At 66.8% G+C, this 26,473-nt stretch carries 30 protein-coding genes and 1 tRNA gene; 17 read left to right on the plus strand and 14 right to left on the minus strand.

The window, feature by feature from the left end; translation table 11 throughout:
- Positions 1–3: 3 nt before the first annotated feature.
- From AC07M1_RS13580 to AC07M1_RS13590, 3 genes are read left to right on the plus strand one after another with little or no spacing between them, the layout of a single operon-like run.
- Entirely contained in the window at positions 4–768 is a 765-nt protein-coding gene (locus tag AC07M1_RS13580) for an SDR family oxidoreductase (protein WP_495163152.1), read from the plus strand.
- On the plus strand, positions 768–1,568 hold the full coding sequence (locus AC07M1_RS13585) for an SDR family NAD(P)-dependent oxidoreductase (RefSeq protein ID WP_495163153.1): 801 nt from the start codon (positions 768–770) through the stop codon (positions 1,566–1,568). The genes AC07M1_RS13580 and AC07M1_RS13585 overlap by 1 nt, the downstream gene beginning before the upstream one ends.
- A 49-nt stretch (positions 1,569–1,617) precedes the next feature.
- Positions 1,618–2,745: an energy transducer TonB gene (locus AC07M1_RS13590; RefSeq protein ID WP_495163154.1), complete on the plus strand. Its 1,128-nt coding sequence runs from the start codon at positions 1,618–1,620 to the stop codon at positions 2,743–2,745.
- 30 nt (positions 2,746–2,775) lie between these two features.
- On the opposite strand, the gene AC07M1_RS13595 is transcribed toward AC07M1_RS13590, so the two are convergent.
- The 6 genes from AC07M1_RS13595 to AC07M1_RS13620 all read right to left on the minus strand — a co-directional run bounded on the left by AC07M1_RS13595 (position 2,776) and on the right by AC07M1_RS13620 (position 10,723).
- A complete protein-coding gene (locus AC07M1_RS13595) occupies positions 2,776–3,663 on the minus strand; it encodes an acyl-CoA thioesterase (protein ID WP_495163155.1) in 888 nt (295 codons plus the stop codon).
- Positions 3,663–4,790: an acyl-CoA dehydrogenase family protein gene (locus tag AC07M1_RS13600; RefSeq protein WP_495163156.1), complete on the minus strand. Its 1,128-nt coding sequence runs from the start codon at positions 4,788–4,790 to the stop codon at positions 3,663–3,665. The genes AC07M1_RS13595 and AC07M1_RS13600 overlap by 1 nt, the downstream gene beginning before the upstream one ends.
- Positions 4,791–4,894: 104 nt before the next feature.
- Positions 4,895–6,079 (minus strand): acyl-CoA dehydrogenase family protein, encoded by a 1,185-nt coding sequence (locus AC07M1_RS13605; protein WP_495163157.1) that lies wholly within the window; start codon positions 6,077–6,079, stop codon positions 4,895–4,897.
- A complete protein-coding gene (locus AC07M1_RS13610; RefSeq protein WP_495163158.1) occupies positions 6,076–7,437 on the minus strand; it encodes an amidase family protein in 1,362 nt (453 codons plus the stop codon). The genes AC07M1_RS13605 and AC07M1_RS13610 overlap by 4 nt, the downstream gene beginning before the upstream one ends.
- The gene (locus tag AC07M1_RS13615) at positions 7,430–9,457 is read right to left on the minus strand and encodes a 3-hydroxyacyl-CoA dehydrogenase NAD-binding domain-containing protein (RefSeq protein ID WP_495163159.1); all 2,028 of its coding nucleotides are present in this window, start codon (positions 9,455–9,457) and stop codon (positions 7,430–7,432) included. The genes AC07M1_RS13610 and AC07M1_RS13615 overlap by 8 nt, the downstream gene beginning before the upstream one ends.
- A 39-nt stretch (positions 9,458–9,496) precedes the next feature.
- The gene (locus AC07M1_RS13620; RefSeq protein ID WP_495163160.1) at positions 9,497–10,723 is read right to left on the minus strand and encodes a serine hydrolase domain-containing protein; all 1,227 of its coding nucleotides are present in this window, start codon (positions 10,721–10,723) and stop codon (positions 9,497–9,499) included.
- A gap of 190 nt (positions 10,724–10,913) precedes the next feature.
- Here AC07M1_RS13620 and AC07M1_RS13625 point away from each other — a divergent pair, with 190 nt between their 5' ends.
- Positions 10,914–12,617, plus strand: a complete 1,704-nt coding sequence (locus tag AC07M1_RS13625) for a class I adenylate-forming enzyme family protein (protein WP_495163252.1) — start codon at positions 10,914–10,916, stop codon at positions 12,615–12,617.
- On the opposite strand, the gene AC07M1_RS13630 is transcribed toward AC07M1_RS13625, so the two are convergent.
- Positions 12,614–13,144, minus strand: a complete 531-nt coding sequence (locus tag AC07M1_RS13630) for a dihydrofolate reductase family protein (RefSeq protein WP_495163161.1) — start codon at positions 13,142–13,144, stop codon at positions 12,614–12,616. The two genes, AC07M1_RS13625 and AC07M1_RS13630, sit on opposite strands and share 4 nt — an antisense overlap.
- A 46-nt stretch (positions 13,145–13,190) precedes the next feature.
- Between AC07M1_RS13630 and AC07M1_RS13635 the strand changes: the two genes are divergently transcribed.
- Entirely contained in the window at positions 13,191–13,793 is a 603-nt protein-coding gene (locus tag AC07M1_RS13635; RefSeq protein WP_495163162.1) for a TetR/AcrR family transcriptional regulator, read from the plus strand.
- Here AC07M1_RS13635 and AC07M1_RS13640 read toward each other — a convergent pair.
- On the minus strand, positions 13,762–14,154 hold the full coding sequence (locus AC07M1_RS13640; RefSeq protein ID WP_495163163.1) for a ribosomal maturation YjgA family protein: 393 nt from the start codon (positions 14,152–14,154) through the stop codon (positions 13,762–13,764). The two genes, AC07M1_RS13635 and AC07M1_RS13640, sit on opposite strands and share 32 nt — an antisense overlap.
- Before the next feature lie 13 nt (positions 14,155–14,167).
- Positions 14,168–15,640, minus strand: coding sequence for a glycerol kinase GlpK (gene glpK, locus AC07M1_RS13645; RefSeq protein ID WP_495163164.1), 1,473 nt, complete (start codon positions 15,638–15,640; stop codon positions 14,168–14,170).
- A gap of 332 nt (positions 15,641–15,972) precedes the next feature.
- Between glpK and AC07M1_RS13650 the strand changes: the two genes are divergently transcribed.
- Entirely contained in the window at positions 15,973–17,235 is a 1,263-nt protein-coding gene (locus AC07M1_RS13650) for an AI-2E family transporter (protein ID WP_495163165.1), read from the plus strand.
- Positions 17,236–17,279: 44 nt separating this feature from the next.
- Positions 17,280–17,356: transfer RNA gene (locus AC07M1_RS13655), tRNA-Asp, on the plus strand.
- A gap of 6 nt (positions 17,357–17,362) precedes the next feature.
- Here AC07M1_RS13655 and AC07M1_RS13660 read toward each other — a convergent pair.
- Positions 17,363–17,797, minus strand: coding sequence for a DoxX family protein (locus tag AC07M1_RS13660; RefSeq protein ID WP_495163166.1), 435 nt, complete (start codon positions 17,795–17,797; stop codon positions 17,363–17,365).
- A 20-nt stretch (positions 17,798–17,817) separates the two neighbouring features.
- Entirely contained in the window at positions 17,818–18,324 is a 507-nt protein-coding gene (locus AC07M1_RS13665) for an Lrp/AsnC family transcriptional regulator (RefSeq protein ID WP_495163167.1), read from the minus strand.
- Between the two features lie 93 nt (positions 18,325–18,417).
- On the opposite strand from AC07M1_RS13665, the gene AC07M1_RS13670 reads away from it, so the two are divergent.
- Complete coding sequence (locus AC07M1_RS13670) at positions 18,418–19,530, plus strand: S41 family peptidase (RefSeq protein ID WP_495163168.1); 1,113 nt, start codon at positions 18,418–18,420, stop codon at positions 19,528–19,530.
- A 60-nt stretch (positions 19,531–19,590) separates the two neighbouring features.
- Here the strand turns inward: AC07M1_RS13670 and AC07M1_RS13675 are convergent, their stop codons facing one another.
- The gene (locus AC07M1_RS13675; protein ID WP_495163169.1) at positions 19,591–19,986 is read right to left on the minus strand and encodes a hypothetical protein; all 396 of its coding nucleotides are present in this window, start codon (positions 19,984–19,986) and stop codon (positions 19,591–19,593) included.
- 200 nt (positions 19,987–20,186) lie between these two features.
- On the opposite strand from AC07M1_RS13675, the gene AC07M1_RS13680 reads away from it, so the two are divergent.
- The 6 genes from AC07M1_RS13680 to ruvC all read left to right on the plus strand — a co-directional run bounded on the left by AC07M1_RS13680 (position 20,187) and on the right by ruvC (position 23,193).
- Positions 20,187–20,426: a DUF2312 domain-containing protein gene (locus tag AC07M1_RS13680; protein WP_495163170.1), complete on the plus strand. Its 240-nt coding sequence runs from the start codon at positions 20,187–20,189 to the stop codon at positions 20,424–20,426.
- A 152-nt stretch (positions 20,427–20,578) separates the two neighbouring features.
- Complete coding sequence (locus AC07M1_RS13685; protein ID WP_495163171.1) at positions 20,579–20,905, plus strand: heavy metal-binding domain-containing protein; 327 nt, start codon at positions 20,579–20,581, stop codon at positions 20,903–20,905.
- A gap of 183 nt (positions 20,906–21,088) precedes the next feature.
- Entirely contained in the window at positions 21,089–21,832 is a 744-nt protein-coding gene (locus tag AC07M1_RS13690) for a YebC/PmpR family DNA-binding transcriptional regulator (protein ID WP_495163172.1), read from the plus strand.
- Positions 21,832–22,182, plus strand: coding sequence for a DUF3147 family protein (locus tag AC07M1_RS13695; RefSeq protein WP_495163173.1), 351 nt, complete (start codon positions 21,832–21,834; stop codon positions 22,180–22,182). Before AC07M1_RS13690 ends, AC07M1_RS13695 begins: the two co-directional genes overlap by 1 nt.
- Position 22,183: 1 nt before the next feature.
- The gene (locus AC07M1_RS13700; protein ID WP_495163174.1) at positions 22,184–22,705 is read left to right on the plus strand and encodes a hypothetical protein; all 522 of its coding nucleotides are present in this window, start codon (positions 22,184–22,186) and stop codon (positions 22,703–22,705) included.
- A complete protein-coding gene (gene ruvC / locus AC07M1_RS13705; protein ID WP_495163175.1) occupies positions 22,705–23,193 on the plus strand; it encodes a crossover junction endodeoxyribonuclease RuvC in 489 nt (162 codons plus the stop codon). The genes AC07M1_RS13700 and ruvC overlap by 1 nt, the downstream gene beginning before the upstream one ends.
- A gap of 3 nt (positions 23,194–23,196) precedes the next feature.
- Here the strand turns inward: ruvC and AC07M1_RS13710 are convergent, their stop codons facing one another.
- Positions 23,197–23,613, minus strand: a complete 417-nt coding sequence (locus AC07M1_RS13710; protein WP_495163176.1) for a hypothetical protein — start codon at positions 23,611–23,613, stop codon at positions 23,197–23,199.
- A 78-nt stretch (positions 23,614–23,691) separates the two neighbouring features.
- Complete coding sequence (locus tag AC07M1_RS13715) at positions 23,692–24,147, minus strand: hypothetical protein (RefSeq protein WP_495163177.1); 456 nt, start codon at positions 24,145–24,147, stop codon at positions 23,692–23,694.
- A gap of 215 nt (positions 24,148–24,362) precedes the next feature.
- On the opposite strand from AC07M1_RS13715, the gene ruvA reads away from it, so the two are divergent.
- Genes ruvA through ruvB form a run of 3 tightly spaced genes read left to right on the plus strand, consistent with a single transcriptional unit; the run spans position 24,363 to position 26,415 of the window.
- On the plus strand, positions 24,363–24,962 hold the full coding sequence (gene ruvA, locus AC07M1_RS13720; RefSeq protein ID WP_495163178.1) for a Holliday junction branch migration protein RuvA: 600 nt from the start codon (positions 24,363–24,365) through the stop codon (positions 24,960–24,962).
- On the plus strand, positions 24,962–25,390 hold the full coding sequence (locus AC07M1_RS13725) for a hypothetical protein (RefSeq protein WP_495163179.1): 429 nt from the start codon (positions 24,962–24,964) through the stop codon (positions 25,388–25,390). Before ruvA ends, AC07M1_RS13725 begins: the two co-directional genes overlap by 1 nt.
- Complete coding sequence (gene ruvB, locus AC07M1_RS13730) at positions 25,387–26,415, plus strand: Holliday junction branch migration DNA helicase RuvB (protein WP_495163180.1); 1,029 nt, start codon at positions 25,387–25,389, stop codon at positions 26,413–26,415. Before AC07M1_RS13725 ends, ruvB begins: the two co-directional genes overlap by 4 nt.
- The last annotated feature ends 58 nt before the right edge of the window (positions 26,416–26,473 follow it).

Consider the following 26,473-nt stretch of genomic DNA (forward strand, 5'->3'; position numbering starts at 1 on the left):
ACAATGAAGCTGTTCGACCTGACCGGGAAGGTCGCGATCGTCACCGGTAGCTCGCGCGGGATCGGCAAGGCATCGGCCGAGGCGCTCGCCGATCACGGCGCGAAGGTCGTGATATCGAGCCGCAAGCAGGATGCATGCGACGAGGTCGCCGCCGCGATCAACGCGAAGCACGGAGCGGGCACCGCGATCGCGGTCGCGGCGAGTATCTCGGACAAGGCGGCGCTGCAGCATCTGGTGGACGAGACGCGCCGGGCGTTCGGCCGGATCGACATCCTTGTCTGCAACGCTGCGTCCAACCCCTATTACGGGCCGCTTGCCGACATCGCCGACGATCAGTTCCGCAAGATCCTCGACAACAACATCGTCTCCAACCACTGGCTGATCCAGATGGCCGCGCCCGAGATGCGCGAACGGCGCGATGGCGCGATCGTCATCATCTCTTCAATCGGGGGCCTGCGTGGATCGCCGGTGATCGGCGCGTACAACGTGTCCAAGGCCGCCGACTTCCAGCTCGCGCGCAACTATGCGGTCGAATACGGACCCGACAATGTCCGCGTGAACTGCATCGCGCCGGGCTTGATCAAGACCGACTTCGCGCGCGCTCTATGGGAGGACCCTGCGGCGGAGGCACGCGTGAACAAGGGCACCCCGCTGCGCCGGCTGGGCGATCCCGAGGATATTGCGGGCGCGGTGGTCTATCTCGCTTCGCCCGCCGGCCGGTACATGACCGGCCAGGCGATGGTTGTGGATGGCGGGGTGACGATCTGATGGCCCGCTTTGCGGGCAAGTCGATCATCGTCACCGGTGCGGGTAGTGGCATCGGCCGCGCCGCCGCGATCCTGTTCGCGGCCGAGGGCGGCAAGGTGATCGTCGCCGACAAGACCGAGGGCGCCGACGAGACCGTAACCTTGATCGCGGAAGCGGGCGGCACGGCCAAGGCGATCCGCATGGACGCGGGCAGCGAGCCGGACGTGATCGCCACGGTTGATCTCGCGGTCACCGAATATGGCGGGCTCGACATCCTCTTCGCCAATGCCGGCATCTCGGGCGGCATGGCCAATATCTTCGACACCACGCCCGAGCTGATCGCGGAGGTGCTGCGGGTCAATCTGATCGGTCCGCTGCTGGCGATCAAGCACGGTGCGCCGAAGATCGCCGAGCGGGGCGGCGGAGCGATCGTGCTCACCGCCAGCGTCGCGGGCATCCGATCCGGCGCGGGCAGTCCGGCCTATTCGGCGTCCAAGGCGGGAGTGATCAATCTGGCGGCGGTTGCTGCGCAGCAATTGTCGGGGTCGAATGTGCGCGTCAACGCGTTGTGCCCGGGACTGACCGAGACCGGTATGACCAAGCCGACCTTCGACTATGCGCGCGAAGCGGGCAAGACCGACCGGATCGGCCGGCTCAACCCGTTGCGCCGTGGGGCGCAGGCCGAGGAGCTGGCGCGCGCGGCCCTGTTCCTCGCCTCGGACGATGCGAGCTATGTCAACGGACAGGCGCTGGCGGTGGACGGCGGCCTGTCGTCGAGCCACCCGGTAACCCGTCAGGAATACGGCAAGACGGCGGTTTGATCCGCACATCTGCCTTGCGCGTGCAATAGAGCTGCGCGAAGCTGAAGCGATGATCACATCGTTGATGCTCTTGGTCGGTGCGGCGAACCCACAGGTTGATCCCGCGCCCGTCATTCCCGCGCCGCCCGCCAGGGTCTCACCATCGGTGGCGCGTAGCCCCGTGCTTGTCGATTTCGTGCCTGCCGAAATCCGGTGCGACGGCACGCCGGTGACGCCGCGCTTCTCCGTTCGGCCGGTGCCCGCAGCAATCTATGCGCTGGCCGGAATGCCGGCGCGGGTCACGCTCGACTTCCGGATCGATGAGACCGGTCGTCCCTTGTCGATCGGATCCCCGAAGTCCGATGGATATTTCTATGCGGACATGAGCGATCTGGCGCCGGCGTTGGCGGCGTGGCGGTTCGCGCCCGGTGCGACCCGCAGCGGCTGCACCGTCAGTTTCGCGCTCGAAGCAGAGCCCATTGCCACCGCACCTGCCGCGCTCGTGCACCGGGCGTTCGCGCTGCCGCATGCGACTCAGCCCGCCGAAGCCGCGTTGCGGGAGCGGTTGCGCGCCGACGATGGCGATTGCGCTAGGACCGGCTCTCCAGCCGTACGTCTGCGCGCCTATCCTGATTTCGATCGCATTCCGGAGGCCCCGGGCTCAAGCAGCTATGCAATGGTCGGCTTCGACATCGATACCGGCGGCAAGCCGCGCAACGTGCGGATCCGGACAAGTGACGGCAATGCAGCGCTGGACCGCGCAGCGATCAAGGCGGTCGCTGATTCTCGCTTCGTACCCGGCGCGCGCAAGGGCTGCAGCTACTCCTATCACCGCCAGCAAAGCACGCCGATACCGGCGCCGCCACTGCCGTCCAAGGACAGCTTCCGGCCCGCCAATGCAACCTGCCCGCCGGTCCCTCCGCGTGTCGCGCGCGTGTCGCGGAGCGACTTCCCCATGCCGTTCGTGCGCCGCTCGATCGAGGGAGCCGCGATTATCGGCTATGATGTCGCGCCATGGGGGGCGATCGGCAATGTCAGGGTATTGGCCGCCGAACCCTCCGCCGCCTTTGGCGAGCAGGCGAAGCGGGTTATCGAGCGCACGGCGGCGCCCGTGCCTGAAGCGGGGAACGGCCTGACGGGCTGCGTCGCCCGCTTCGCGTTCCGGCTTGGGTGGGATGACGACACGACGACCGATTGAGCGTCCGCTCAGTGGCGGGCGGCCCCCGTCCTAGCCCCGCAGCCGCATCAGCCCTTCCTGTGCGGTGCTCGCCACCAGCCGCCCGTCCCGGGTGAAGATCTTGCCGCGGTTGAACCCGCGAGCGTGCCCGGCCCAGGGGCTGTCGGTGGCGTAGAGCAGCCAATCGTCCGCACGGAACGGCTCGTGCAGCCACACCGCATGATCGAGGCTGGCGGTCTGGAGATTGCCGGTCAGCCAGGTCACGCCATGCGGCAGTAAGGCAGTGCCGAGCAGCGACATGTCCGAGGCGTAAGACAGCACCGCGCGGTGCGTCGCCGGATCGTCGGGCAACGGCGCGATCGCGCGGAACCAGCTATACCAGATCGGCGGCGCCTTCTCCGGGTTGATCCAGTCGCGTGGGGCAACCGGGCGGATCTCGATCGGGCGGCGGCGCAGGAAGAAGGGGCGCATCCCCTCCGGGATCTCGTCGATCTTCTCGCGGCGCAATTCCTGTTCGGAACGAAGCCCCTCCGGCGGCGGCACATCGGGCATCGCGTCCTGATGATGCAGCCCTTCCTCGGCACGCTGGAACGACGCGGTCATGTTGAGGATCGGCACGCCGCGCTGCATCGCGATCACCCGGCGGTTGGCGAAGCTGCCCCCGTCGAAATCGCGCACCACGCGATAGGTGATCGGGTGATCCTCGTTGCCCGGCCGCATGAAATAGGCGTGGAGCGAGTGCGCGACCTTGTCCTCGACCGAGCGCTGCGCGGCCTGAAGCCCCTGCGCGATCACCTGCCCGCCGAACACGCGCCCGCGCCCGCCCGGCTGGCGGTGGCCACGATAGAGATCGGCATCGAGCTCCTCGACGTCGAGCAGCGTCAGCAGCTCCTGGACGATCTCCGCGTCGGTGCGCCGGGGTTTGACTTCATCCGCCATCAGTAGCCGCTTGCCCTCGCCAGCTGGTCGGCATGGAAATTGGCGTCGCCGAACATTTCCGCCAGCACGCGGCCGCGCTTCATGTAGAAGCCGATGTCGAACTCGTCGGTCATGCCGATGCCGCCATGCATCTGCACCCCTTCCTGCACCGCGAGCGTCGAGGCAAGCCCCGCCATCGCCTTGGCGACCGAGACGGCCTCGTCTGCCTTGGCATCGCCCGCGTCGAGCAGTTGCTGTGCCTTGAGCACCGCCGCGCGCGCGACTTCCAGCTCGGTGTAGAGATGGGCGGCGCGATGCTGCAGCGCCTGGAAGCTGCCGATCAGCGTGCCGAACTGCTTGCGTTCCTTGAGATACTGGACGGTCAGGTCCATCGCCCCGCCACCGACGCCGAGCGATTCCGCCGCGGCGCCGGTACGCCCGGCCGCGAGCAATGCGTTCAGCATCGAACGACCGCCATCGACCTCGCCGATCACCGCATCGGCATCGACTTCGACGCCCTCGAAGGTCAGGCGCGAGGCGAGGCTGGAATCGGCCAGCCGCTGCGGATCGGCGGTGAGGCCGGCTGCATCCTTTTGCACCGCGAACAGGGTGACGCCGGCATCGTCTTCAGACGACCCGGCGGTGCGCGCGGCGACGATCAGCAGGTCGGCGACATGGCCGTGGGTGACGAACTGCTTGGCGCCGGAAAGCTTGAAGCCATTGCCCGAACGCTCGGCCTTCATGGCGACCGCGCGGCCATGCTTGCCGCGCTCGTCGATCGCCAGCGCGGCGACGGTCTCGCCGGCGAGGATGCCGGGGAACCAGCGTTCGCGCTGGGCGCTGCCCTTGAGTGCTTCGACCGCCGCGATCGCCGTGGTCAGGAACGGGGAGGGGGAGAGGTTGCGGCCGATCTCCTCCAGCACCACACCCGCCTCGACATGGCCAAGGCCCAGGCCGCCATCGGCCTCCGGGATCAGGATGCCGGTAAAGCCCATCTCGGCGAACTGCTTCCACAGGTCGCGGCTGAAGCCGGTGGCGTCGTTAGCGTCACGCAGCCCACGCATATGGCCGACCGGGGCGGCTTCGCCCACAAATTGCTGCGCAGCATCGCGGAGCATCGTCTGTTCGTCGTTGAGGTAGAGAGGCATCGATTTCTTCCTTCGTCATCCCGGCCTTGTGCCGGGATCCACCGCGCCGGCAGCGCAAGTGGAGAAGTGGACCCCGGCACAGGACCAGGGTGACGGTGTTCGGTTCAGCCGCCCGGCAGTTCCAGAATCCGCTTGGCGATGATGTTGAGCTGGACCTCGCTGGTCCCGCCCTCGATCGAATTGGCCTTGGTGCGCAGCCAGGCGCGCGGCGCGGCGCCGTTGTTCGATGCCGCGCTCTCCCATTCGAGCGAGTCCGACCCGCCCGCCGCCATCTCCAGCTCGTGCCGCGCCTTGTTCAGCTCGGTGCCGTAGTACTTCATCATGCTCGGCTGGGCGGGATGCGCACGGCTGGCCTTGAGTTCATCGAGGAAGCGCTCCGACATCGCCGCGAAGGCGCGCGCACGCACCTCGTGCAGCGCGATCTGTCCGCGCAGCAGCGGATCGGCGAGGCGGCCGTCGTCGTCCAGCCCCATCCGCGCCACCGCATTGCCGATCAGCGTACCGCCGCTCGACAGGCCGAGTCCCATGCCGCTGATCATCTCGCGCTCGTGACCCAGCAGATATTTCGCGACGTCCCAGCCCTTGTTGAGCTCGCCCACCAGATTGGCCTTGGGCACCTTCACATCGTCGAAGAAGGTCTCGCAGAAGGGGGAGTAGCCGCTGATCAACAGGATCGGCTTGGTGGACACGCCGGGCGAGGCCATGTCGAACAGCAGGAAGCTGATCCCGGCCTGCTTGACGCTCTTGTCGGTGCGGACGAGGCAGAAGATCCAGTCGGCCTTGTCGGCATAGCTGGTCCATACCTTCTGGCCGTTGACGAGATAATGGTCGCCCATGTCCTCGGCGCTGGTCGCGAGCGCGGCGAGGTCGCTGCCGGCGTTCGGCTCGGAATAGCCCTGGCACCAGCGGATCTCGCCGCGCGCGATCCTGGTCAGATGCTCGAGCTTCTGTTCCTCGTTGCCGTATTTGAGCAGCGCCGGGCCGAGCATCGAGATGCCGAAGCTGCTCAGCGGATTGCGGCAGCCGAGCGCGCGCATCTCCTCGCGCAGAATCTTGCTCTCGGCCGGGGAGAGCCCGCCGCCGCCATAGGCCTTGGGCCAGTCGGGCACGGTCCAGCCGCGCTCGGCCATGCGGTCCATCCACAGCTTCTGGTCGGGGGTCAGCGCCGACTGGTCGCGGCCGCCCCACACCGTGTCCTTCTCGCCGCGCACCGGCTCGCGCATCGATGCGGGGCAGTTCGCCTCCAGCCAGGCGCGCGTCTCGGCGCGGAAACTCTCAAGCTCACTCATTGCAGCACTCCGTGGAGAAGGTCGGCGATCGCGATGGCGCGGTGATCGTCGCGATAATCGGCGATCACCTGCAGGCCGACGGGCAGGCCATCGGCGGTGGTTCCGGCGGGGAAAGCGGTAGCGGGCAGGCCGGGATAGGTGGCGATGCCCGCCCAGACGAGCTGCGCGTCATACGACGTATCCTGCCCGTTCACGGTCAGCCGCCGGTCGTTATAGGGATCGTCGCGGTGCGGAAAGGCGGTGACGACGTTGGCGGGCGTCACCACCGCATCGAATTCGTCGAACAGCCGGCCCCAGGCGCGGCGGTTACGTACCTGTGCGTCGAGCTGATTGAACCAGTCCGACAGGCTTGCGGCCTGACCGTTCGGCCCGGGCGCGCCACGTGCGAAGGTGATCGCCAGCATCTTGCAATAGGCGCGATGCTGCGCGGCGAGGTCGGGCAGCAAGTCGCTGGACCGGGCTAACTGGATACCCGCGCGGCCCGCCGCGGCATCGAGCCGCTCGAGCGCGGCGTGGATCGCGGGATCGGTCGGCGCTGCCGGGTGGCCGTCGATCAATAGCAACCGCTTACTGCTGGGATCGAGGAACCTCCCGGCACGCGGCAGCGGCGTATCGGCAAGGATATCGAGCATCGCGGCCAGATCGGCGGCATCCCGCGCCATCGGCCCGACCACGCCGAGCGGCACGGATGCGCCGTCGCTGCCGGGGAAGCGATGTCCATAGGCGTCGACCAGTTCGTAGCTGGGCTTGTGTCCCCACACCCCGCAAAAGGCGGCGGGAACGCGGATCGATCCGCCGATGTCCGATCCAATCTCGATCGGCACGAACCCGGCCGCCAGCGCCGCCGCCGACCCACCCGAGGAGCCGCCTGCCGTCAGCGAGGGGTCGTGCGGGTTGCTCGTGCGGCCATAGACCGGATTGTCCGACTGCCAGTCGGCGAGCCCCGCCGCGACATTGGTCTTGCCGAGGACAATCGCGCCCGCCGCCTTTATCCGTTGCACCACCACCGCATCGCTGGTGGCGAGGTTGTTTGCCGCATGGGCGAAGCCCCAGCTGGTCGGCAGCCCGGTGACATCGAATGCCTCCTTCACCGTCATCGGCACGCCCAGGAACGGCCGGCGCTCGCCGCGCGCGACGGCGGTGTCGGCGCGATCGGCCGCCTCCAGCGCCCGCGCGAAGTCACGGACGACGACGGCGTTGATATCGCCGTCGCCCGCCTCGATCCGCGCGATCGCCAGTTCGCATTGCGCGCACGCGCTGGTATCGCCGGCGGCGATGGCCGCGGCGATTCCGAGCGCGCTGGTCCCGGCCCATGCATCGGTTGCCCGATGCGGTGCCGGGACAGCCAGGTCAGCCATTGAACTTCCCGCCGCTCTCGGCCTTGTCGCGGAGCAGCTTGGAAATCTCGAAGCCGTGCTTCTCCAGCCCCGCGACGATGGTCTTGAGGCCCACCTGATCGGCCCAGAACATCGGGCCGCCGCGATAGGGAGGCCAGCCATAGCCATAGATCCACACGACATCGATGTCCGACGCGCGCTGGGCCATACCCTCTTCCAGGATCTTCGCACCCTCGTTCACCATCGTGTAGAAAGTGCGCTCCATGATCTCCTCGTCGGTCACCTCATGCTGCGGGGTGCCGGTCTTGGTGCGGAACTCCTCGATGATCTCGGCGACGCGCGGCGACGGCGACGGATTGCGCTTGTCGTCATAGTCGTAGAAGCCGGCCTTGGTCTTCTGGCCCCAGCGGTTCTCGGCGGCGAGCGCGTCGCGGATATTCTCGATCCGGGTCGGGTCGCGGTGCCAGCCGATGTCGACGCCGGCCAGATCGCTCATCTGGAACGGGCCCATCGGCATGCCGAACTCGACATGGACCTTGTCGACCTGCATCGGCGTCGCGCCCTCGTGGAGCAGCTTCATCGCCTCCATCTGACGCGGGATCAGCATGCGGTTGCCGATGAAGCCGTAGCAAACGCCCGCCACGACAGCGACCTTCTTGATCTTCTTGGCCAGGTCCATGACCGTCGCCAGCACGTCCTTGTCGGTCTTGGCGCCGCGCACGACTTCAAGCAGCTTCATGATATTGGCGGGCGAGAAGAAGTGCATGCCGACCACATCGCCCGGACGGCTGGTCGCCGCCGCGATCTCGTCGATGCTGAGGTAGCTGGTGTTGGACGCCAGGATCGCGCCCGGCTTGGCGATCTTGTCGAGCTTGCCGAAGATGTCCTTCTTGACGTCCATATTCTCGTACACGGCCTCGATGATGAGGTCGCATTCGGCGAGGTCGTTCAGGTCGAGCGTGGGCTTGAGCAGCCCCATCGCGCCCTCGACCTGCTCGGCGGTCATCCGGCCCTTGGCGGCGGTCGCCTCGTAATTCTTGCGGATCGTGCCCGCGCCGCGGTCGAGCGCCTCCTGCTGCATCTCGGCGATCGTCACCGGAATGCCTGCCGACAGGAAGTTCATGCTGATGCCGCCGCCCATGGTGCCGGCGCCGATCACGCCGACGCGCTTGATCGGGCGCAGCTTGGTGTCCTCGGGTACGTCGTCGATCTTCGCGGCCTTGCGCTCGGCGAAGAAGATGTGGCGCAACGCCGCGCTCTGCGCGCCCATGATCAGCTTCATGAAGCCCATGCGCTCGCGCTGCACGCCCTCGGCATAGGGTTTGCCCGCCGTCTCCTCGATCACCGCGATGATCTCGGCCGGAGCATCCATGTTGCGGAACCGCTTGGCGTTGGTCTTGCGGAAGGCGTCGAACACGCCCGCCTCGATCGTCACCGGCTGCTCGCTGGTGCGGGGCAGGGGCCGCGCGGCGGCGACTTCGTTGGCATAGGCGATCGCGTCGGCGGTCAGGCTGTCCTCACCGGCCAGACGGTCGACCAGACCCGCGTCCTTGGCGGCGCTGGCCGAGACCGGGTCGCCCTTGGTCGCCAGCTCGAGCGCGAATTCGACACCCGCGACGCGCGGCAGCCGCTGCGTGCCGCCCGCGCCGGGCAGGATGCCGAGCTTGACCTCGGGCAGTCCGAACTTCGCCGAGGGCACGGCAATGCGATAGTGGCACGCCAGCGCGACCTCGCACCCGCCGCCAAGGGCTGTGCCGTGGACCGCCGCGACGACCGGCTTCTCGCTCGCCTCGATCAGGTCGACCAGCACCGGGAGTGACGGCTCCTGCATCGGCTTGCCGAATTCGGTGATGTCGGCGCCGGCGAAGAAGGTGCGCCCGTCGCAACGGATTACCGCGGCCTTCAGGCTGTCGTCGCCCGCCAGTTCCTTGATCGCCGCGTCCAGCCCCTGCCGCACCGCCGCGCCAAGCGCGTTGACCGGCGGGTTGTTCGAGGTGATGACAAGGATCTCGCCCTGACGTTCGGTGGTGATAACGGACATCAAACTCTCCAGTGATAGGCCAGTGTGAAAGGGCGCCGGTCAGGCCAGCGCGGAGTAGATCATCGTCTTGAGCTCGCGCCGGACCGGGTAGGCGCCCGACGGCGAAAGCTGGGTCATGAACACCATCGTGATCCGTTCGACCGGATCGACGAAGAAGGCGGTCGAGAACATTCCGCCCCAATAATACTCCCCGACCGATCCGGGGATCATCGACTTGGCCGGGCTGAGGTTGACCGCGAAGCCCAGGCCAAAGCCGGTGCCGGCATTGCTGGTCTCGCTGAACAGGGATCGCGACAGGCTGGCGAGGTCGCCGCCGCCGGGCAGGTGGTTTTGCGTCATCAGCTCGAGCGTCTTGCGCCCGATGATCCGCACCCCATCCAGCGTGCCACCATTCAGCAGCATCGTTGCGAAGCGGTGATAGTCGAGCGATGTCGAGACGAGGCCGCCGCCACCCGAAACCAGGGTCGGCCGCCGGCTCCATGCCGACTTTGCGCCCTCGTCATACATGACGCGCGATCCCTGGATCAGGGTCCAGCAATCGGTGAGGCGCCCGATCTTGTCCTCGGGCACCCAGAAGCCGGTATCGGCCATGCCGAGCGGCGCGAAGATGCGTTCCTCGAATACGCGGTCGAGCGGCATGCCCGCGACGCGCTCGACCACCGCGCCGAGCACGTCGGTCGACACCGAATAATTCCACGCCTCGCCCGGCGAGAACTCCAGTGGCAGCTTGCCCAGCGCCGCGACGAACTCGTCGAGGGTGAGGTTGCCGTACCAGTTCTCGATCTTTCCGGCGCGGTAAGCCGCATCGACATTGCTGCGGTTCTGGAAGCTGTAGGTCAGGCCCGACGTGTGGCGCAGCAGATCGATCATTCGCATCGGTTCTGCGGTCGGCCTGGTGATGAACGGTACGCCGCCGCCGCCGCCATTATAGACGCCGACTCCCTTCAACTCGGACAGGACATGGTGGACCGGCGTGTCGAGCGCGACCTTGCCCTCCTCGACCAGCTGCATGAACGCGATCGAGGTGACCGGCTTGGTCATCGATGCGATGCGGAAGATCGAGGCTTCGTCGACCGGTGCGCCATTTTCGCGCGCGGCGCCCTGATGACTGAAATGCGCGATCCGCCCGTCGCGGGCGATCAGCAGCTGCGCGTGCGGCAGCAGGCCGGTGTCGAGATAGCGCGCCTTGATGAACGCATCGATCGCGCCGAGCCGGTCGGCGTCGAAGCCCGTCATGGCGGGCGGTGCGAAGCTGGCGGCGTCCATACCTCTAATTCGAATCCTTGCTTCCGGCGGTTTGCCATGCCTGTCGCTTCCCTATTGCGTTTGGCGGCATATGAATCAAGAATAACCTGAAATTCGGGGCGGTGAAATCGCCAAACCGGAAATTCAACAAACTGGAGAGAGTGCTGTGGCTGCCGAACCGATCATCCCGCTCGACCCCAACTGGCCGAAGATGACGCTAGGGCAAGCACAGGCGCTGATGACCGCGCCCGGCCAGAAGTTCGAAATGGACGAGGTCGAGATTCGCGGCGTCTCCACCCGCGTGTGGAAGAATGCGCCGCCCAGCCTCGCCTGGTTGATCCAGGCCTCGCGGACGCACGGCGACCGCATCTTCACGATCCACGAGGATGAGCGCGTCAGCTTCGACGCCAATTTCCGCGCCGTCGCCCGGCTCGCCACGCAGCTGCGTGAGATGGGCGTGGGGAAGGGCGACCGCGTCGCGCTGGCGATGCGCAACCTGCCCGAATGGCCGGTGGTGTTCTTCGCCGCGGTCAGCATCGGTGCGATCCTCGTCCCGCTCAACGCCTGGTGGACCAGCGGCGAGCTCGACTATGGCCTGCGCGATTCGGGCAGCGTGGTGCTGTTCACCGATGGCGAGCGCTATGACCGGCTCGCCGATGCGCTGCCGGGCCTGCCCGATCTCAAGCACATCGTCGTCAGCCGCGCGCGCGGTCCGCTTGGCGAGGGCGTGCGGCAGCTCGAGGATCTGATCGGCAAACCCAATGACTGGGCCGAACTGCCCGATGCGCCGCTGCCCGCCGAACCCTCGCTGGTGCCCGAAGATGACGCGACCATCTTCTATACCAGTGGCACCACCGGCCACCCCAAGGGCGCGCTCGGCACCCACCGCAACCTCATCACCAACATCCTCTCCAGCGGCTATTGCGGCGCGCGCCCATATCTACGGCGCGGAGAGATGCCGCCTGAGCTGAGCCCCAAGGTCGGCCTGATGGTGATCCCGCTGTTCCACGTCACCGCCTGTTCGGCCAGCCTGATGGGCGCGGTCTTCGCCGGCCACACCACCATCTTCATGCGCAAATGGGACGTCGAGCAGGCGATGGAGATCATCCAGCGCGAGAAGGTCAACCTGACCGGTGGCGTGCCGACCATCGCCTGGCAGCTGCTCGAACATCCCGCGCGCGCCAATTACGATCTCTCCAGCCTCGAGATGATCGCCTATGGCGGCGCGCCCTCGGCGCCTGAATTGGTCAAGCGCATCTACACCGAATTTGGCGCGCTGCCCGGAAACGGCTGGGGCATGACCGAGACCATGGCGACGGTCACCCAGCATTCGGCCGAGGACTATCTCAACCGCCCGACCAGCGCCGGCCCGCCCGTGCCGGTGGCCGAGCTCAAGATCATGGATGCCGAGGGCGAGAACGAGCTGCCCGTGGGCGAGGTCGGCGAGCTTTGGGCCAAGGGACCGATGATCGTGAAGGGCTATTGGAACAAGCCCGCCGAGACCGCCGAAAGCTTCCGCGACGGCTGGGTGCGTACCGGCGATCTCGCCCGGGTCGACGAGGAAGGCTTCCTGTTCATCGTCGACCGCGCCAAGGACATCATCATCCGCGGCGGCGAGAACATCTACTCGTCGGAGGTCGAGGACGTGCTCTACGCGCATCCGGCGGTCACCGACGCCGCGCTGATCGGCATCCCCCACCGTACGCTGGGCGAGGAGCCGGTGGCGGTGGTCCATTTGGCGCCGGGCAAGCAGGCGAGCGAGGCCGAGCTCCAGCAATGGGTCCGCGATCGCCTGGCCGGCTTCAAGGTGCCGGTGGCGATCCGCTTCACCAAGGACACGCTGCCGCGCAATGCCAATGGCAAGATCCTCAAGAAGGATCTGAAGGGGCTGTTCGCCGAGGAAGCGGCGGCCTAGCCGTCGAAGCTGTAGTGGAGCCGGACGCAGCCGCGGTCGAGCGCCTTGGCGGAGAGCAGGCGCGGCGAGGCGGCAAAGCCGGTCGGCGGGAACAGTGGTTTACCGCCGCCGATCAACTCCGGCATCACATAGATCTCGATCGCATCGAGCGCGCCGCGTTCGAGGAATGTCATCTGCAGCTGCCCGCCGCCCAGCATCCACACATCGCCATCGTCGAGCGCACGCAGCTCGGCGATCAGCGCATCGACATCGCCACGCGTCTCCAGCGGCCCCTTGGGCGTGTCGATCGGTCGTGAGGTGACGACCCGCACGCGTTGCTCTGCATAGGGCCACGGGCCGTTGTCGCGCGCGAGGAAGTCATAGGTGCCACGCCCCATCACCACGGTGCGGATGCCCTTCAGGAACTTGCCATAATCATGCTCGCCCAGATCGAGCCCGTCATAGCTGAACAGCCAGTCCAGTCCGTTGTCAGGCGTGGCGATGAACCCGTCGAGGCTCGTGGCGATGTAACCCAGAATTCGTGCCATCGACTCGCTCCTTGTCAATAAACGAACGATCGTTCATAAAATCTCGATGGGGCGGCGCAAGACGATTTCGGACGAAGCGGTGCTCGATGCGCTGCTCGCGGCGCTCAAGGCGGCGGGACCGGATCGGCTCAGCTTCGCCCTGGCGTCGAAGGCATCCGGGCTGGCGGCGGCGACCTTGGTCCAGCGCTTCGGTTCGCGTGAGGCGATGGTGGAAGCGGTGCTGCTGCACGCCTGGAATGCGCTCGATCGTGCCACCGCGCGGGCCGATAGCGAGATGCCGGCGACCCCGGGAGGCGCGATCGCGCTGTTGACGCGGCTAACCGTGGCCGAAACCGCGGCGGAAGACCTGACCGGCGGTCTGCTCCTGCTGCGCGAGGATTTCCGCAACCCGGTGCTGCGCGCTCGCGGGCGGGCATGGGGTGAGACCCTCGCGCGGGCGTTGGGCCGCCGTCTCGCCAACCGGCGGGACGAGGCCGAGCAACTAGGCTGGCAGATGGCGCGGTTGTGGCAGGGCAGTTTGATCTGGTGGGGCTTCACCCGCGACGGCGACGCGCGCACTCACGTCGAAGCGGTATTGCATGACTGGTATCGTACGTCGGCGTCGCCTGGGCTGCGTCCTAGCGGCGAGGCGGGCTGCTCCGGCGGATGATCGTTTCGGAGAGAATCGAGATGCCTGCGCCCGCTGCGTAGGCGACGAAGTCCCATGCTTCGAACCCCATGCCCAGCACCGTGCGCGCGACCGGGCTATGGGACAGGCCAAGCAGATGGACGATGCCGATGAGCTGGCCCAGTTCGACCGCGACGGCCACCGCGAACGCGGCGATGGCAGCGGCCGCCACCCCAATCCCTAGCACCGCGCGCAGTCCGAGATAGACCAAGATGACGGCAAGAACGTCGCCTAGATATGGGCGCACGAACCGGTCACGCACGTAAAGCGCGATCAGCACCTCGATCGCGAACACGAGCAGGGCCAGCAGCGCATAGCCGGTGTGGAAGCGAAGGAGTTTCATGAGTCTGCCGGGGTCAGTCGACGCGACCCGGCAACACCGCTGCGACGGCGCTTCGCCACCCCGCCAATCGCGCCGCGCGGGCCTCCGCATCCATTCCCGGCTCGAATCGCTCAACCTCGCCCCGCATCGCCGCCGCTTCGTCCAGCCCGGCGAACATCCCGCAACCCACGCCCGCCAGCATCGCCGCGCCCAATGCCGTCGTCTCGGTGAAGGCGGGCCGTTCGACCGTCACGTCCAGCACATCGGCCAGGTCCTGCGCGATCCAGTCGTTGGTCACCATCCCGCCGTCGATCCGCAGGCTCGACCAATCGGCGCCGTCGGCGGCGAAGGCGGCCTTCAGGTCATGGCTCTGGTGCGCCATCGCCTCCAGTGCGGCGCGGACGACATGCGCCTTGGTGCTGGCAAGGCTGAGGCCGCTGATCGCCCCGCGCGCGTCCGGCTCCCAATATGGCGCGCCTAGCCCGGTGAGCGCGGGCACGAAATAGACGCCGCCATTGTCGGGCACGGATCGCGCCAGTCCCTCGGTCTCGCCGGCATTGGCGATCAGCCCCAGCGAATCGCGCAGCCATTTGACCAGGCTGCCCGCGACGAACACCGATCCCTCGATCGCATAGGTGCGCCGCCCGCCCATCTGCCACAGCACGGTCGACAGCAGCCGGTTCTTCGACGCGGGCTGGCGCTCGCCGGCGTTGGTCAGCACGAAGGCGCCGGTGCCATAGGTCGCCTTGGTATCGCCGGGCGACAGGCATGCCTGGCCGATGGTCGCGGCCTGCTGGTCGCCTGCCATGCCGCAGATCGGGATCGATCCGCCGAAGATCGATGTCGCGCCGAACCGCCCGGCGCAGTCGACGATCTCGGGCAGCGCCGCGCGAGGCGCGCCGAACAGGTCGAGCAACCCGTCGCTCCACCCGCCGCTGCCAAGGCCCATCAGCAGCGTGCGGGAAGCGTTGGTCGCGTCGGTGATATGCAACCCTCCAGTCAGCTTCCACACCAACCAGCTCTCGACCGTACCGATCGCCAGCCGGTCGCCCGCTTCACGCAATTGCGGCCATTCCCGCATCGCCCAGGCGATCTTGGTGCCGCTGAAATAGGGATCGAGCAGCAGGCCGGTGCGCGCCTGCACGCCCGGTTCCTCGCCCGCCTCCTTAAGCTCACGGCAGATCGCCGCGCTGCGCCGGTCCTGCCACACGATCGCGGGCGCCAGCGGCTCGCCGGTGACCTTGTCCCAGAACACCACTGTCTCGCGTTGGTTGGTGATGCCGATCGCGGCGATCGCGTCCGCGCCGCCCGCCTTCTCGACCATCGCGGTCGCGCAGCGCAGCGTCTTCTCCCAGATTTCGGCCGCGTCATGCTCGACCAGCCCGGGTGCGGGATAATATTGCGTCAGTTCGGCGGATTGGCTTGCGAGCGGCGTCCCGTCCCGCGCGAACAGCATCGCGCGGGTCGAGGTCGTTCCCTCGTCGATGACCAGCAGTGTGTCTCCCATGGGCGTATGATAGCCGCTTTCCGCTGACGCGGAAGCTGCACCGGTTCGCTCCCCTCCCGGCCACCCATTCAGAATACGCTGTGGGTGGCTGGGAGGGGGAGCGGGCCGGCGCGGCACTCAAACCGCGGACGCCGGGATTACAAGACACGCAAATCACGCTAGAAAAGAGTGCTGGTCATTCTTCTCGCACCGTCATCCCGGCCTTGTGCCGGGGTCCACCGGGAGGCAAGAGCTGGACAGGAGGCTCAAGCCCCGCCGGTGTGGCGCCGTGGACCCGGGCACAAGGCCGGGGTGACGGCAGGCAGAGGCGACGGCGCGTAGAGGAGCGGGAGTTGGTCGAACAGGCGGGCAGGGTAGAGGAAGCGGAGACTGGCGCTGGGTCGTTTCCCAAGCCGCCGCTTCAGCCGCTCGTGACTCCCGTGGAAGACACCGAAGCGGAGAATCGCCGCGACCGGCTGCTGGCCGCGCTCACGCTGATGGCCGGTGCCGGCTTGTTCCTCGCTTTGCCTTTCGCGCTTCAGGCTGGTTCGGCCTTCTTCATGCCGCTCACCGCGGCGTTGGTCATCGCGGTTGCGCTGGTACCGGTGCTCGAATGGCTTGAGCGGCACCGGGTGCCCGCGCCGCTCGCCTCGCTGATCTGCGTGCTGTTGTTCCTCACGGCCGCCAATGCCGCGATCGTCTCGATCGTCGTGCCCGCCTGGGGCTGGCTCACCGCGATTCCGGAGCGGATCGACAATATCCAGTCGAACGTGAAGCCGCTGATTGATTTCTACGCCAACCTCGAGTCCTTCGTGAACAAGACGATTCAGGAGTTTGCGCACCGTCCGATCGGCCCGACCCGTGCCGCTGCCGAACCGCCGCGCTCGCTGCTCGAATTCGTCACCACCGCGGCGCCGACCGCCTTTATCGAGATGTTCTTCGCGATCCTGGTGATCTTCTTCTTCCTGTCGGGTTGGACGCGGCTGCGTCGCCGGGCGATCACCAGCCGCACCAGCTTTGGCGGGGCGATGGCGACCGCGCGGGTGATCCAGGACGTGGTCGACGATACCTCGGCCTATCTCGGCACGATCACCGCGATCAACGTGACGCTGGGCCTGCTCGTCGCGGGGGCATTGTGGCTGATCGACATGCCCAGCCCGCTGATGTGGGGCGGCATCGTCACCCTGCTCAACTATATCCCCTATCTGGGGCCGATCTTCGCGGCGATGCTGCTCGCCCTGGGCGGGCTCATGACCTATCAGGATGTGTGGACCGCGCTGGCGCCCGCCGGGATCATGATCGTCCTGCATCTGATCGAGGCGAATGTCGTGACCCCGCTGATCGTCGGACGGCGTTTGACGATCAATCCGATCATGATCCTGATCTCATTAAGCTTCTGGGGCTGGGTATGGGGAACGCCCGGCGCGCTGCTCGCCGTGCCGCTGCTGATCATCTTCCAGACCGTGCTCAATGCGGCGGGCAAGCCCGACATCGCTGGTTTCCTGTTCGAACACGGCACCTTGGTGGCCGGCGGAACTCCGTTGCCGCCGGGCGCGAAAAATAATCGCAACAATCTGCATGAAAGGGCTGTTGACAGCCCCGAACCCCCCGTCTAGTTGCCGCGCTCTCGCAAGGGAAAGCGCCGCGGCGCAGGACTTAAGCGGGTGTAGCTCAGTTGGTTAGAGCGCCGGCCTGTCACGCCGGAGGTCGCGGGTTCGAGCCCCGTCACTCGCGCCATCCTCTTCAGGATGGCGGCCCCTTCGAAACGATCCAGTCGATTGAAAAACGCCCCGCGCCGATCGTTGCGAACATCAGCCCGATCGTCACCAAGGCCGCCGCCGGAAAGGCCAGCCGGATGCCGAGCGCCGCATCGACCATCACCAGTGCGACGATGAAGTTGAATGCGCAGACCAGCCCCGCCCAGCGGATCGCGAATCCGGCGATGAAGGCGATTCCGACCAGAAACTGCGCATAGACGGAGAGGGGGGCCATCAGCCCCGGCATCGCGAATCCCTTGATGGTCAGAAACGTCTCGAACTCGGCCATCCGCTCGGCGCTGACGATATTGTCCCACACGCCGAAGACCAGGAATCCGCCCACCACCAGCCGCATCGCCAGCAACGCCAGATCCGCGCCGCCCGATAGCTGCGGCAACGTCAGCCAATTCGCGTTGTTCATCGTTTCCTCCCCCGTTGTGATTAGTCGCAATCCTCCGTGCGCAGCGGGATCGCCGCGCTCTGCTTGTGTACCCGTTTGACGAAGCCCGTCTCGTATCGCCGTACCGCCGGATCTTCCTGAAACAGCCGCTCGGCCAGATCGTTATAGTCCGCCATGTCGCGCGCGCTGATCAGCACGGCGAGGTCGTTGGCGCCGGCGACATCCAGGATCATCTGCACTTCCGGCACCGCCGCCAGCTTCGCGCGCAGCGCGGCGATCCCGCGTTCCTCGGCATGTTCATGGACCTGCACGTTCACTAGCGCGCGAAGCCTCTTGTCGGTCAGCTTCGGCGAGACCACCGCGGTGTCCGCCGTGATCCAGCTCTCCGCGCGCAGCCGCCGCACGCGCCGGGTGACGGCGGAGGCGGAAAGGGGCACTTCGCGCGCGAGCTGCTCGGCGGTCGCCAGCGCGTTCGCCTGCAGCAGATTGAGCAGCTGGATGTCGAATGCGTCGAGCCTGCCCATCTTCGCCGCCTGCACCTCCGCCATTGCCGATTTTCGTTGCATAGTCGGTTCAGATCGCCCGCAAAAGGCGTGTTGGCGGGGTAGAACACGTCGTATGTCGAATCATGGAGAGTGTTGATGCGTAAGCATGTTCTCGCGGCGGCCATGCTGACGGTGGTGGCACCGCCGGCGATGGCTCAGACCCTGACCAAGGTGACGGCGCCCAACGCCGAGATCGCGATCTTCGAGGCGGCCGAGGCGAAGAAAGCGGTGGCGAAGTTGGCTGACGAGATCGAAAAGACCTTCGTCTTTCCCGACGTCGCCAAACGCTACGCCGCCGCGCTGCGCGCCAAGCTTGCGGCCGGGGGCTATGATGACTTCACCGACAGCGGTGCGTTCGCACGCGCGGTGACGGCGGATCTTCAGGCGGTCGCGCCCGACGGCCATCTGGCCATGTTCCCGGTCGGCGGCCCGCCGCCTCCGCCCCAGGCCGCTCAGGGCGGGGCGCAGAAAGCGCCGCCGTCCGCGCCGATGGAGCAGGCGGGGATGATCGCGCCCGGCATCGCCTTCGTCCGCTTCAACGGCTTTTACGGCCAGCCCGAGACGCTCAAGGCCTTCGCCGAATTCCTCGACGCGAATGCGGGGGCGAAGACCCTGATCATCGACGCGCGCACCCATCGCGGCGGCGGGCTGGAGGAGATGGACGTTCTCTTCCCGCGCATCTTCGCAAAGGCGCAGGCGGTGATGGTGATGGACACCCGCGCCTCGGTCGCCGAGGCGGAGGGGCCGCTGCCCTATCGTTCGCTGGTGAAGGTCGATGCCCCGGTAGAGCTTGCGCGCAGCGAGCACCGGGTCACGCCCGTCAGTCCCGCCAGCCCATGGGTGAATGCAAAGATCTATTACCTGGTTTCGCCGCGCACCGCGTCGGCGGCGGAGCATCTTGCCTCGTCGTTCAAGGGAACGAAGCGCGCCACGCTGATCGGCGATACCACGGCGGGGGCGGGGAACTATGGCGGCGAGGTGAAGCTGGGCGGGGGCTATTCGGCCTTCATCCCCTTCGGCCACAGCTATTTTCCGGGCGACAAGGGCTGGGAGGGAACCGGCGTTACCCCCGACATCAAGGTCGCCCCCGAACGCGCTTTGGTCGAAGCGCTCACGCGCGCGGGCGTCACACCGGCGGAGGCGGAGGCGCTGTCGGCCAAATACATGCCGTCCGGTTCGATGGAGCGCCGCAAGCCGCGCAAGCCCTGACACGGTTCCACCCGGCCATCGTCGCGACGGCCGGGTGGAAGCAGGCACGGACAATCCGCCTCAGGCATAGGCGCGGGCGGCCTTGCCCTCGTTGCGGAGCGCCAGGATCTGGAGCTCCGCGAACAGCGCCACCGCCAGCGCCTGCGCCGTCACGAAGACATAGCCGAACGCGTTGGGGCTGACGAAGGCGGCCATCGTCACGAAGCTGGCGATCACCCAGGCGATGTTGATCGCGATCACCGCGATCACTCCGCCGCGCGCCGGCTTGACCGCCATCGCGAGCACCAGCGCAAGAAACGGGATCAGCGCCAGGCCGGCGCCGCGGATCAGCGGTTCGGGCAGGTCGGTGAGGCCGGCGGTGAAGCCGGCGGCGGCGATGGCGAGGACGGCGGTGGCGCCGGTGCCGACGAAATCGACGACCATCGCCTGGCGGACATTGAGCGGAAAGCGGATCATCTTGGTTCTCCCTTACGATCGTGCGGCATCTCCGCCGCGGTGATTGCAAGGTCGCCGTTCCGCCGAATCATTCCAATTACGTCACAGGTAATGGGCGTTTCGGCCTATCCACAGCGATCCGCCGCAGGCCCCTTGCACCCCTTGCTCCAGCCGCTAAACGCCCGCGTTCACCCTAATTGGCACCTTATTTGGAGCAGGACATGAGCGACTCGATTTCTGCCGAGCAGCTGCGCCTTCTGATCGAGCGGATCGAGCGGCTGGAAGAAGAGAAAAAGGGCATCAGCGACGACATCAAGGATGTCTACACCGAAGCCAAGTCGACCGGGTTCGACGCCAAGACGATCCGCACCATCGTGCGCCTGCGCAAGATGGAGAAGCACCAGCTCGACGAGCAGGACGCGCTTCTCGAAACCTATCGCAACGCGCTGGGCATGAGCTAATGCTTGTCCGGTTCAGCGGTCGCTGAACCGGATTGCGGCACCAGTCCGCTCCCCCACCCGGCCACCCGACGCCAGTATCCTATGGGTGGCCGGGTGGGGGAGCGGGCCGGCGCCGCGTCGGCGAAGCCGACACAAGCAAAGGAATCCCCCCTATGATTCTGACCACTACCAGCACCGTCGATGGCCACGGCGTCACCCGTTATCACGGCATCGTGACGGCTGAGGTCATCATCGGCGCCAACATCTTCCGCGATATCTTTGCGGGCATCCGCGACATCGTTGGTGGCCGCTCCGGCAGCTATGAGCGCCCGCTCAAGGAAGCGCGCAAGACCGCGCTCGACGAGCTGGTGGATGAAGCTCGCGCGCTCGGAGCCAATGGCGTGATCGGCATCGATTTCGATTACGAAGTGATCGGCAAGGGCGGGTCGATGCTGATGGTCTCGGCATCCGGCACGGCGGTCACGGTCAGCGGGGCGTAGCCTGGGTTCGTCATCCCGGCCTTGTGCCGGGATCCACCGTCCCGCAGGCAATGCCCTCCAGCCTCTTTCGTCTCGGGTGCGGAAAGCTGGCCCCCGGCAGAAGATCGGGATGACGGGTAAGCATTGCGCGCCGCCCCGCCTCTCGCCTAGAGACGCCGCCACACATTTGCACAGAGACGACCCATGGCAGGCCATTCCAAATTCAAGAACATCATGCACCGCAAGGGCGCGCAGGATAAGAAGCGCTCGGGCATGTTCTCCAAGCTCAGCCGCGAAATCACCGTCGCGGCCAAGATGGGCTTGCCCGATCCCGACATGAATCCGCGCCTGCGCGCGGCGGTCAACGCCGCCAAGGCGCAGTCGATGCCCAAGGACAATATCCAGCGCGCGATCGACAAGGCGAGCAAGGGCGACGGCGAGAATTACGAGGAAATCCGCTATGAGGGCTTCGGCCCCGGCGGCGTCAGCCTGATCATCGAGGCGCTGTCCGACAACCGCAACCGCACCGCGACCAACGTCCGCACCGCCGTCTCCAAGAACGGCGGCAACCTCGGCGCCTCGGGTTCGGTCAGCCACGCCTTCGACCGCGTCGGCCTGATCAACTATCCGGCCAGCGCCGGCGATGCCGAAAAGGTGTTCGAGGCCGCGCTCGAAGCCGGGGCCGAGGACGTGACCTCGAGCGAGGACGGCCACGAGATCTGGACCTCCAACGCCGACCTGCACGAAGTCGCCAAGGCGCTCGAATCGGTGCTGGGCGAGGCGGAGGGCGCCAAGCTCGCCTGGAAGCCGCAGACGATGGTCGAGGTCGACGAGAATGACGCCGCGACGCTGTTCAAGCTGATCGACGCGCTCGACGACGATGACGACGTCCAGACCGTGTGGGGTAATTACGAAGTCTCCGACGCGGTGATGGAAAAGCTCGGATAATGTTCGCGCTGATCGCCAAGGCGCTGCTCTCGGGCGCGCTGATCGTGGCGATCGCTGAGATCGGCAAGCGCCAGCCCGCGCTTGCCGCCCTCGTCGCCTCGCTGCCCCTGGTCTCGATCCTCGGCATGATCCTGCTGTGGAGCGGGCGCCCGGACGCCGAGAATATGGCGCATCATGCCGAGGCGACCTTCTGGTACGTGCTGCCCTCGCTGCCGATGTTCCTGTTGATCCCGGTGCTGTTGCGCAGCGGCGTCAATTTCTGGATCGCGCTCGTCGGGGGCTGCGCGCTGACCTTCGTGCTCTATCTCGGCATGATCGCGATCGGTCCGCGCTTCGGCCTGCGGCTCTGAGATGATCGCGCGCGCGCTTCTGCTCGCTGGCCTGTCCACGGTGCTCGCGGCGCCGGCGGTCACGCCCCTGACGGCCGGACCATCATCCGCACCGGCCAGCCAGTGCCGCGCGGGCGAGAAGATCGTCTATACCTGTGGCTTCGGCAAATCGGTGGGCAGCATCTGCGCGAATGGCGGCAAGCTCCATTATCGCTATGGCCCACTCAGCAAACCGGCGATCGACATCGCCAGCGATGCCAGGTGGAGCAATGTCCGTCGCGGCTTCATCGTCGGCGGGGGCGGGGGATCGCAGCGGCATCTGCGCTTCACGCGCGGCGATCACAGCTATGTCGTCTTCTGGGGTATCGGCGGGCAATATACGCAGGTTCCGGGCAAAACCTGGTCGGGCATCCATGTGAGCGAAGGCAAGACGGACCTCGCCACGCTGCGCTGCAAGCGCGCGGCATCGCCGTCGGACGATTGGGAAGACCTCGCCTACGACGCGCCCGAGGAAGACGATCCCCAGTTCGAAATGTGGTTCTGATGATTCTTCTGGGCCTCGATCCCGGCCTCGGCACCACCGGCTGGGGGCTGATCCGTGCTGAGGGCAACCGCCTCAGCCACCTCGCCAATGGTCAGCTCAAGACCGATGCCAAGGCGCCGCTGCCGCGCCGGCTCGCGCATCTCGACGCGATGCTGGCCGCGCTGATCGCCGATCACGCGCCGCAGGGCGCGGCGGTGGAGGAGGTGTTCGTCAACTCCAACCCGCAATCGACACTGAAGCTGGCCCATGCCCGCGGCGTCGCCATCGCGGCTGCGGCACGTGCGGGGCTCGATGTCGGTGAATACGCGCCGCGCCTGGTCAAGAAGGCCGTGGTGGGCACGGGTACTGCCGAGAAGGCACAGGTTCATGCGATGGTCGCCCGCCTGCTCCCCGGTATCAAGATCGCGGGCGCCGATGCTGCCGACGCGCTCGCCGTGGCGATCTGCCACGCCCACCATCTCGCCAGCGCGCGGGCACTGGCGCGCTAGGCCCTATTCGAAGATCTCGGCGGCTGCCTCGTCGAAGCCGCCCTTGCGCAGAGCCCAGGCCCCACGAACGCCATTCACGATCACGATCACGATCAGCAGGATCGCGTTGATGAGCAGCCCGAACAGGCTCAGCGTCATCAGCTTGGAAAGCGCCTCGATCAGCAACAGCGCAACTGCGGCCCCACCCCAGAAGACACCCTTGCCCTCGCGCAGCCGGATTCCGGCGGAGAGGTAGATGACGATCGAGGCGGCGGCGAAGCCGAGTATGACGGGCGCCTGGGCGCCGAGGCTCGCCGCACCAACGATGAACACCGCGCCCAGCAGGGTCAGGCCGCCGGCGATGAAACACGCCGTTCCACCCGTGGCGGCGGCATTCGCCGCGCCGTCCTCGGTCGTCAGGTCGATTTTCCAGAACGACATGCTTTCCCTCCCCGATCTTGCCCCGGCGCGCACCCTCGCGTGAAGGCGGCACTATGGCAAGCTGCGCCTGGCCTTGCCTCAGGCTGCCAGGGCAAGAAGCGCCGGCGCAGGCCCGTCGGCGTCGTTGGCGGGCGGGCGGGTCCGTCGGGTCCGCTGCGTACGGCGCGTGCGCGATCCCTGTCCCGGCAGGTGCATCTTCACCCACGCCATCACGCCGCGCAGCCGGACCGAAGCGGCGGTGGCGATCGCCACTGCGACGGCATCGATGGCCGCGGTGAACTCGACGCTGGCCAGCAATCCGATCAGTTCCGGGGCATAGAGGCTGGCGAACCGCAGTCCCGCCTCTCCCATGATCCAGAAGATCAGTCCGGCGAACAGCATCAGCACTGCGGCGAAGATCGCCTGACCGCGACTGAAACGGTTCAGCCAGCTGGCTGGCCGCTTGATCAGCGCGGATCGCATGGACTGCCCGGTGCGCGTGGCCCCGGCGAGCAGCAATGCCGCCCATCCCAGCAGCAATCCGATCGTCAGCATCCGTTCTGTCCCCCTATCCGTGGATGAGATGGGGCGGCTGCCCTGTATGCCAAGAGCCGGACCGCAATTTCGCTTTCCTACTTCGGGCTGTTCCGCTTATGTACCGGCATGGCCTGTTACCTTTCCCTCGATGCCGCCGGACGCAGGTCGCCCGGATGCGCGCGCGCGCGTAAGAGCCGGACGTTTGAGACTTTCCGGTATCTGGATACCTGCAAATGATCGCGCATTTGAACGGCCATCTCGCGGCCACCGGCATCGATCATGCGGTGATCGACGTGAACGGCGTCGGCTATCTCGTTGGCGCGTCGGCAAAGACGCTGGCTGCGCTGGGGAGCCTCGGCGAGTTCGTCACCGTCCATACCGAAATGCTGGTCAGCGAGGATTCGATCCGCCTGATGGGCTTCGCCTCGGCCGATGAGCGCAACTGGTTCCGCCTGCTCACCAGCGTTCAGGGGGTAGGGGCCAAGGTCGCGCTCGCCATTCTCTCGATCCTCTCCCCGGCCGAGGTGCAGACCGCCGTCGCCCGCGCCGACGCGGCGATGATCGCGCGCGCCAATGGGGTCGGTCCGAAGCTCGCCCAGCGCATCGTCAACGAATTGAAGGACAAGGCCGGCGCCATCGCGCTCGGCGGCGGCGGGGCGGGGGCGGCGATCCCGGCCAGCGGCGCCGCGAACGACGCGGTTTCCGCGATGCTCAACCTCGGCTTCAAGCCCGCCGAGGCGAGCAATGCGGTCAACACCGCGCACGACGAGCTGGGGCCGAACGCGAGCCTCGACGCGCTAGTCCGGCTGGCCTTGCGAAAGGCGGCGAAGTGATGCGCGTGCTTCTCTTTCTGGTGATCGGCGTGTCTGCTGCAATTCCCGCCCAGGCGTGCCGGGGTGCGTTCGATCATCGCAGCGTTGTGCTTGCCGATCCCCCTTCGGGGGTGCCGAAGGAGGCGGTGCTACTCAAGGTGCGGTTGGCCGAGGACGGACAGACGCTCGACTGGAGGCAAATGGAAACTGGCGTTCGTGCAACAGTACTCGCGGGCGGGGGGCTGTCGGGAAAGGTCATACGCTTGCGTTCCAAATTCTGGACGTCGTGTAGCTGGATCGGGCCGGCCCAGGGTTATGTGGTCGGCTATCCCGACCATTCGAATCGCACCGATGTTGCGATCGACACGATTCAATACCGCGCGCGCCAGTATCGCACCGCTGACGAGGAATGGTCGCGTGGATATAGGCGGTCTGATTCATTCCAATGACTGACCCCGATCGCATCCTCACCGCCTCCCGCCGTCCCGAGGACGTCGATGCAGCGCTGCGCCCCAAGTCGCTCGACGAGTTCGTCGGCCAGCGCGCCGCACGCGACAACCTCCGCGTGTTCATCGAAGCTGCCCGGCAACGTGGCGACGCGCTCGACCATGTCCTGTTCTTCGGCCCGCCCGGCCTCGGCAAGACCACGCTGGCGCAGATCATCGCCAAGGAAATGGGCGTTGGCTTCCGCGCCACCTCCGGCCCGGTCATCGCCAAGTCGGGCGATCTCGCGGCGTTGCTCACCAATCTCGAGGATGGCGACGTCCTCTTCATCGACGAGATCCACCGGCTCGCGCCAGCGGTCGAGGAGGTGCTCTATCCCGCGATGGAGGATCGCGCGCTCGACCTGATGATCGGGGAGGGGCCGTCGGCACGTTCTGTCCGCATCGATCTCCCGCGCTTCACTTTGGTCGGCGCCACCACACGCCAGGGCCTGCTCACCACGCCGTTGCGCGACCGCTTCGGTATCCCGGTCCGCCTGCAATTCTACACGGTCGAGGAACTCACTCGTGTCGTCACCCGTGCCGCCGGCCTGCTCGACCTCGGCATCGCCCCGGACGGCGCGGCAGAGATCGCCCGCCGCGCGCGCGGTACCCCGCGCATCGCTGGCCGCCTGCTGCGCCGCGTACGCGATTTCGCCAATGTCGCGGGAGAGACCGTCGTCCATGCCCGCGCCGCCGACGCAGCGCTCAACCGGCTTGAGGTCGACGCGCTCGGCCTCGATGCGATGGACCGGCGCTATCTCACCATGATCGCCGACATCTACCGGGGCGGCCCGGTGGGCGTGGAGACGCTTGCCGCGGGCCTCAGCGAGCCGCGCGACACGGTCGAGGAGGTGATCGAACCCTACCTCATCCAGATCGGCATGATCGCCCGTACCGCGCGTGGCCGCTGCCTCAACGCCTCGGCCTGGAAGCATCTCGGCCTCAACCCGCCCGCGGGATCGCAGGACGGATTGTTCGATGGCAAGTAGCTGGTTCTGGATGGCTGCCCTGCTCGTCATGATGCCCGTCCAGACTCACGCCGTGAAG

Source organism: Sphingomonas sp. GW821-FHT10C01 (genome assembly GCF_059415525.1).

Coding starts and splice junctions, on each gene's coding strand:
- AC07M1_RS13580 (WP_495163152.1), top strand. CDS start 4: ATGAAGCTGTTCGACCTGACCGGGAAGGTCGCGATCGTCACCGGTAGC.
- AC07M1_RS13585 (WP_495163153.1), top strand. CDS start 768: ATGGCCCGCTTTGCGGGCAAGTCGATCATCGTCACCGGTGCGGGTAGT.
- AC07M1_RS13590 (WP_495163154.1), top strand. CDS start 1,618: ATGATCACATCGTTGATGCTCTTGGTCGGTGCGGCGAACCCACAGGTT.
- AC07M1_RS13595 (WP_495163155.1), bottom strand. CDS start 3,663: ATGGCGGATGAAGTCAAACCCCGGCGCACCGACGCGGAGATCGTCCAG.
- AC07M1_RS13600 (WP_495163156.1), bottom strand. CDS start 4,790: ATGCCTCTCTACCTCAACGACGAACAGACGATGCTCCGCGATGCTGCG.
- AC07M1_RS13605 (WP_495163157.1), bottom strand. CDS start 6,079: ATGAGTGAGCTTGAGAGTTTCCGCGCCGAGACGCGCGCCTGGCTGGAG.
- AC07M1_RS13610 (WP_495163158.1), bottom strand. CDS start 7,437: ATGGCTGACCTGGCTGTCCCGGCACCGCATCGGGCAACCGATGCATGG.
- AC07M1_RS13615 (WP_495163159.1), bottom strand. CDS start 9,457: ATGTCCGTTATCACCACCGAACGTCAGGGCGAGATCCTTGTCATCACC.
- AC07M1_RS13620 (WP_495163160.1), bottom strand. CDS start 10,723: ATGGACGCCGCCAGCTTCGCACCGCCCGCCATGACGGGCTTCGACGCC.
- AC07M1_RS13625 (WP_495163252.1), top strand. CDS start 10,914: ATGACGCTAGGGCAAGCACAGGCGCTGATGACCGCGCCCGGCCAGAAG.
- AC07M1_RS13630 (WP_495163161.1), bottom strand. CDS start 13,144: ATGGCACGAATTCTGGGTTACATCGCCACGAGCCTCGACGGGTTCATC.
- AC07M1_RS13635 (WP_495163162.1), top strand. CDS start 13,191: ATGGGGCGGCGCAAGACGATTTCGGACGAAGCGGTGCTCGATGCGCTG.
- AC07M1_RS13640 (WP_495163163.1), bottom strand. CDS start 14,154: ATGAAACTCCTTCGCTTCCACACCGGCTATGCGCTGCTGGCCCTGCTC.
- glpK (WP_495163164.1), bottom strand. CDS start 15,640: ATGGGAGACACACTGCTGGTCATCGACGAGGGAACGACCTCGACCCGC.
- AC07M1_RS13660 (WP_495163166.1), bottom strand. CDS start 17,797: ATGAACAACGCGAATTGGCTGACGTTGCCGCAGCTATCGGGCGGCGCG.
- AC07M1_RS13665 (WP_495163167.1), bottom strand. CDS start 18,324: ATGGCGGAGGTGCAGGCGGCGAAGATGGGCAGGCTCGACGCATTCGAC.
- AC07M1_RS13670 (WP_495163168.1), top strand. CDS start 18,418: ATGCGTAAGCATGTTCTCGCGGCGGCCATGCTGACGGTGGTGGCACCG.
- AC07M1_RS13675 (WP_495163169.1), bottom strand. CDS start 19,986: ATGATCCGCTTTCCGCTCAATGTCCGCCAGGCGATGGTCGTCGATTTC.
- AC07M1_RS13680 (WP_495163170.1), top strand. CDS start 20,187: ATGAGCGACTCGATTTCTGCCGAGCAGCTGCGCCTTCTGATCGAGCGG.
- AC07M1_RS13685 (WP_495163171.1), top strand. CDS start 20,579: ATGATTCTGACCACTACCAGCACCGTCGATGGCCACGGCGTCACCCGT.
- AC07M1_RS13690 (WP_495163172.1), top strand. CDS start 21,089: ATGGCAGGCCATTCCAAATTCAAGAACATCATGCACCGCAAGGGCGCG.
- AC07M1_RS13695 (WP_495163173.1), top strand. CDS start 21,832: ATGTTCGCGCTGATCGCCAAGGCGCTGCTCTCGGGCGCGCTGATCGTG.
- AC07M1_RS13700 (WP_495163174.1), top strand. CDS start 22,184: ATGATCGCGCGCGCGCTTCTGCTCGCTGGCCTGTCCACGGTGCTCGCG.
- ruvC (WP_495163175.1), top strand. CDS start 22,705: ATGATTCTTCTGGGCCTCGATCCCGGCCTCGGCACCACCGGCTGGGGG.
- AC07M1_RS13710 (WP_495163176.1), bottom strand. CDS start 23,613: ATGTCGTTCTGGAAAATCGACCTGACGACCGAGGACGGCGCGGCGAAT.
- AC07M1_RS13715 (WP_495163177.1), bottom strand. CDS start 24,147: ATGCTGACGATCGGATTGCTGCTGGGATGGGCGGCATTGCTGCTCGCC.
- ruvA (WP_495163178.1), top strand. CDS start 24,363: ATGATCGCGCATTTGAACGGCCATCTCGCGGCCACCGGCATCGATCAT.
- AC07M1_RS13725 (WP_495163179.1), top strand. CDS start 24,962: ATGCGCGTGCTTCTCTTTCTGGTGATCGGCGTGTCTGCTGCAATTCCC.
- ruvB (WP_495163180.1), top strand. CDS start 25,387: ATGACTGACCCCGATCGCATCCTCACCGCCTCCCGCCGTCCCGAGGAC.